We start from the raw sequence: 4841 nt of genomic DNA, 5'->3' as shown, positions 1-4841 counted from the left end.
ACACCCCGCCGCCCCTGTCGGCCCCCACCACAACTCCCACCACCCGGGGGGGGGGGGGGGGGGGGGGGCGGGGCCCCCCCCCCCCCCCCCCCCCCCCACCACACACTCGTCCACCCCACCCGAGCGGTGCAGGTCCCGGCCGAGCCACCGCACCAGCGCCCCCGGACCGTCCAGGTCGAACCGATACGCCCCGTCCCCGGCATCCTCGTGCGGGGGACGCCACCCCAACGCCAGCACCGAATCCAGCACCCGATGCGACCCGAGAATCCCCGGGAGCGTGCGCAGCCCGGGGGACAGGTCCAGATCCTCGACCAGCAGCGGACGCTGCTCGTGGGTCGCGACCGTGTGCGAGCGCACCGCGCCGCCCGATTCCCCGCTGCGGCCGAGCACCAGCGTCTCCCGCAGCAGCACCCGCGCGTCGCGGTCGAGCACCAGCTCGGTGCGGCGGGTGACGTCGGCCCCGTCGGCCACCACGAACGGCAACCCGTCCCACACCAGCGACGCCCCGGCCCCGAGCCGCGCCCGCACCGTCCAGCTCGACGCCCGGCCGGCCGCGTCGTAGGCGACGGTGCCCGCGGTCTCGACGATCTCGAGCCACGCCCCCGCCCCCACCTCGACCTCGATCACGACGTTGTCGCCGCCGAGCAGCAACGCCCCGGTCGCGACCAGCGCGACCCGCGCGCCGTTCGCGTCCCCGCCGAGCACCCGCGGCCCGAACGCGCCGGGCACCAGCCGGCACCGGGCGCGGCCGTGCGCGCGGTGCACGGCGACGGTCGTCGCGGGGTTCGGTGTCTCAGGGTTCGGGGAGGTCACTGCGGCGTCGACGCGTGCCCGTGGCCGTGAGCATGGCCATGCCCGTGGCCGTGCTCGTGCTCGTGCTCGTGGCTGTGCTCCTCGTGGCTGTGCTCATGGTCGTCGTCGGCATGGAAGTGCGGCGCCATCGGACCCGGATCCATCGGCACCAACCGGCCCCCGGTGTGCTCGGCCAGCACCGACCGCACCCACGCGCACAACGCCGCCACCGACTCCGGGTCCGTGCGCGAGAGCGCCAGCACCGGCCGGCCCTCCCGCGCCGCCTCCGCGTCCGCCACCATCTGCGGCACATCCACACCCACATAGGGCGCCAGATCCGTCTTGTTCACCACCAGCAGATCCGCCCGCGCGATCCCCGGCCCACCCTTGCGGGCCACGTCGCCGCCGCCGGCGACGTCGAGCACGAAGATCTGCGCATCGACCAGCGCGGGGGAGAACGTCGCCGTCAGGTTGTCCCCACCCGACTCGACCAGCACCACATCCAGCGGCGCGAAGTCCTCCTCGAGATCCTCCACTGCCAGCAGATTCGCCGTCACATCGTCGCGGATCGCGGTGTGCGGGCACGCGCCCGTCTCCACCGCGCGGATCCGCTCCGGATCCAGCACCCCCGCCGACCGCAGGAACCGCGCATCCTCGTCGGTGTAGATGTCGTTGGTGATCACCCCCAACGCCAGCTCCCCGGACAGCTCCCGGCACAACAACGCGATCAGCGAACTCTTCCCGGTCCCCACCGGACCGGCTACCCCGAGCCGCAGAGACCGGGCGGAGGAACAACTGTGATCAGGCACTGAACAACCTTTCTGTGGTGTGGGCATGATTCTCGGCCCACTGTTCGACGAGCGGCGCCGCGCACGCCGGGATCTGCTGTGGCTCGGTCAATCCCGCCACCGCCGTGACAAGCTGCTCGATCAACGGCTGCGCCGCCAGCACCCAGCCCGTCGCGATCGCCGGATCCACCGGCTCGAGCTTCAGCGTCGCCGCCGCGATGGTCTGCGCATCGTCGTATCCGACCAGCCGCGCCGTGTGCTCGGCATCCAACCCCGCGCGCGCGGCCAGCATCCCCGCCGCCACCGGCCGCGCCGGCCGCCACGACCGCGGAATCGGTTCCTGATCCGGCCACAACCGCCGCAACAACCGCAGATACCCGCGGCCCAGCTGCCGGGAACTGGCCCGCAGCGCCGCGCTCGGTGTGCGCGCGGCCCACGCCGCCTCCACCACGTCGAGATCGCCCCCGGCCACCGCGACACGGCGGGCGACGACCGCGGTCGCCGCCTCCACGATCGTCACCGTCCGCAACCGGGCCGCGATGTATCCCGGCACGTCCGCCGGCGGCAACCCGGCCCGCAACGCCGGTTCCAGGCCCGCGGACTGGGTGTGCGCACCGGTCGGTAACCGCGCGTCGGCGAGCAACGCCAGCAACAGCGACTGCGACGGCACCGTCGACTCCCGGTCCACGTCAGAACAGCGAATACAACTGGGCGAGCGGCAGCCGCTCGGCCGGGGCCGGCACGATCCGTTCCCCGTCGATGTCGATCTCGAACGTCTCCGGGTCGATGTCGATGCGCGGCAACACGTCGTTGTTGCGCATCTGCGCCTTTCCGACACCGCGGGTGTCGGCGACCGCCACCAGCGGCCGGCGCATCCCGAGCCGATCGGCTAGGCCGTCCTCGATCGCCGCGGGCGACACGAACGTCACCGACAGGTCCGCCCCGATCGCATCGGTCAGCGCCGGGCGCTGCAACACCGGTTGCGGCGTCGGAATCGAGGCGTTCGGGTCACCGAGCGCACCCCACACCAGGCCGCCACCCTTGAGCACGACACTGGGCCGCACCCCGAACAGCTTCGGCTCCCACAGCACCAGGTCCGCGATCTTCCCGACCTCCACCGAGCCGATGTGCACATCCACGCCGTGCGCGATCGCCGGATTGATCGTGTACTTCGCGACATACCGGCGGGCCCGCTCGTTGTCCGCCGGCAACGACGACCCCAGCGGCCCGCGCCGCGCCTTCATCACGTGTGCGACCTGCCAGGTCCGGGTGATCACCTCACCGATCCGGCCCATCGCCTGCGCGTCCGACGACGTGATCGACATCGCGCCCATGTCGTGCAGCACGTCCTCCGCCGCGATCGTCGTCGCCCGGATCCGCGATTCGGCGAACGCCAGATCCTCCGGCACCTGCGGATTGAGGTGATGGCACACCATCAGCATGTCCAGATGTTCGGCGACGGTGTTCACCGTGTGCGGCAACGTCGGATTCGTCGACCCGGGCAGCACATAGGGCTCACCGGCCAGACGCATGATGTCCGGGGCGTGCCCACCGCCGGCGCCCTCGGTGTGGAACGCGTGGATCGACCGGCCGCCGATCGCCTCGATCGTCGACTCCAGGAACCCCGCCTCGTTCAGCGAGTCCGAATGCAACGCGACCTGCAGGCCCCACTCGTCGGCCGCGCGCAACGCCGCATCCAGCGCCGCCGGCGTCGACCCCCAGTCCTCGTGCACCTTGAAGCCCGCGGCCCCGGCCAGCGCCTGCTCCGCCAACCCGTCCATGCTCACCGTGTTGCCCTTACCGAACAGCAACACGTTGACCGGCAACGACTCCAGGCTCCGATGGATCGTGCCCAGATGCCACTCGCCCGGCGTCACCGTCGTCGCCTTCGTGCCCTCCGACGGGCCCGTACCGCCCCCGGCGATCGAGGTGATCCCCGTCGCGAGCGCCTCGTGGATCTGCGACGGCGAAATCAGATGCACGTGCGTGTCGAAGCCGCCGGCTGTGAGGATCTTGCCCTCGCCGCTGATGATGTCCGTGGACGGACCGATCTGCAGATCCGGATGCACCCCGTCCGCGATGTCCGGGTTCCCGGCCCGGCCCAGCGCGGTGATCCGCCCGTCCCGGATGCCCACGTCCGCGCGGACGACACCCCACCAGTCCAGCACGATCGCATTCGTGATCACCGTGTCCGGCGCGCCCTGCGCGCGGGTCGTGGACCCCTGCGCCATGGATTCGCGGATGGACTTGCCGCCGCCGAACACCGCTTCCTCACCGCCGACGGTGCGGTCCTCCTCGATCTCGATCCACAGATCGGTGTCGCCCAGACGGACCTGGTCGCCGACGGTGGGACCGTAGAGCGCGGCGTAGCGCTCCCGTGAGATGCGAACCATCGGATCAGTCTCCGTTCTGCTCGGAAAGGGGGCCGTCGAGCGCGCCGCCGTCGGGGACACCGATCGCGATGCCCGGCACCCGCCGCGCGCCGCGCAACGCGACCGCCTGCACGGTGCGGGACGCGCCCGGCTCGAAACGGTGGGAGGTCCCCGACGGAATGTCGAGGCGGAACCCGTGCGCGGCGTCCCGGTCGAACTCGAGCGCCGGATTCGCATAGGGCAGATGCAGGTGCGAGCCGATCTGCACGGGACGGTCGCCGGTGTTGACGATGACCAGTTCGAGGCGCTCGTCCGGTTCCCGGTCGGCGTTGAGTTCGATGTCGCCGTCGCGGACACGGATCGCTCCGGGGCCGGTGGTGTTCAGACCTGCCATGGCGTGCTCCTCAGGCGATCGGCTGGTGGATGGTGACGAGTTTGCGGCCGTCCGGGAAGGTCGCCTCCACCTGGACGTCGGGGAGCATCTCCGCGACCCCGTCCATCACGTCGTCGCGGGTCAGGACCTCCCGGCCCGCGACCATCAGTTCGGCGACCGACAGCCCGTCGCGGGCGCGTTCGATGACCCAGTTGGTGAGCAGCGCCGTGGTTTCCGGATAGTTGAGCTTCACGCCGCGCGCGTGCCGGTCCCGGGCGACCATCCCGGCGACGGCGAGCAGCAACTTCTCCTGTTCGGAGGGCGTCAGATGCATGGGGCCTCCTCGGTGCGAACGCAGCGTGTCCGGTACGCCCGGATACTGCGCGCCAGCATATGCCCACCCATGTTTCACCCGCGTTTCCACGGTGCGGCTCCGCCGCCGGTGTGCCTTTCTGGCGGCTGGCCGTCTCGGCGCGGGCGAGCTCGACCATCGTCTCCGCCGCCTCGACCGCGGCC

Annotated in this window: 6 protein-coding genes; all 6 read right to left on the bottom strand. The window is 71.7% G+C overall.

Annotated elements, in window-relative coordinates; genetic code table 11:
• Positions 1 to 813, bottom strand: an 813-nt coding sequence (locus tag ACWDUD_RS30445; protein ID WP_450111752.1) for an urease accessory protein UreD, incomplete at its 3' end; no start/stop codon positions are given.
• On the bottom strand, positions 810 to 1628 hold the full coding sequence (gene ureG / locus ACWDUD_RS30440; protein ID WP_450111751.1) for an urease accessory protein UreG: 819 nt from the start codon (positions 1626 to 1628) through the stop codon (positions 810 to 812). The genes ureG and ACWDUD_RS30445, both read right to left, overlap by 4 nt.
• Positions 1594 to 2250, bottom strand: coding sequence for an urease accessory protein UreF (locus ACWDUD_RS30435; protein ID WP_248676615.1), 657 nt, complete (start codon positions 2248 to 2250; stop codon positions 1594 to 1596). The genes ureG and ACWDUD_RS30435 overlap by 35 nt, the downstream gene beginning before the upstream one ends.
• A 19-nt stretch (positions 2251 to 2269) precedes the next feature.
• Entirely contained in the window at positions 2270 to 3973 is a 1704-nt protein-coding gene (locus ACWDUD_RS30430; protein ID WP_197252625.1) for an urease subunit alpha, read from the bottom strand.
• Positions 3974 to 3977: 4 nt separating this feature from the next.
• A complete protein-coding gene (ureB, locus tag ACWDUD_RS30425; RefSeq protein ID WP_197252624.1) occupies positions 3978 to 4346 on the bottom strand; it encodes an urease subunit beta in 369 nt (122 codons plus the stop codon).
• A gap of 10 nt (positions 4347 to 4356) precedes the next feature.
• Positions 4357 to 4659, bottom strand: a complete 303-nt coding sequence (locus ACWDUD_RS30420; protein WP_068160404.1) for an urease subunit gamma — start codon at positions 4657 to 4659, stop codon at positions 4357 to 4359.
• Positions 4660 to 4841: the final 182 nt, after the last annotated feature.

The sequence above is a fragment of the Rhodococcus sp. NPDC003382 genome (genome assembly GCF_053589135.1).
Note: the sequence above shows the minus strand (reverse complement) of the source record. Positions and strands in the feature narration are given on the sequence as shown.

Bases quoted from the DNA above. Each gene is read 5' to 3' on its own strand.
- ureB (WP_197252624.1), bottom strand. From the start codon at position 4,346: ATGGCAGGTCTGAACACCACCGGCCCCGGAGCGATCCGTGTCCGCGAC.
- ACWDUD_RS30420 (WP_068160404.1), bottom strand. From the start codon at position 4,659: ATGCATCTGACGCCCTCCGAACAGGAGAAGTTGCTGCTCGCCGTCGCC.
- ACWDUD_RS30430 (WP_197252625.1), bottom strand. From the start codon at position 3,973: ATGGTTCGCATCTCACGGGAGCGCTACGCCGCGCTCTACGGTCCCACC.
- ureG (WP_450111751.1), bottom strand. From the start codon at position 1,628: ATGCCCACACCACAGAAAGGTTGTTCAGTGCCTGATCACAGTTGTTCC.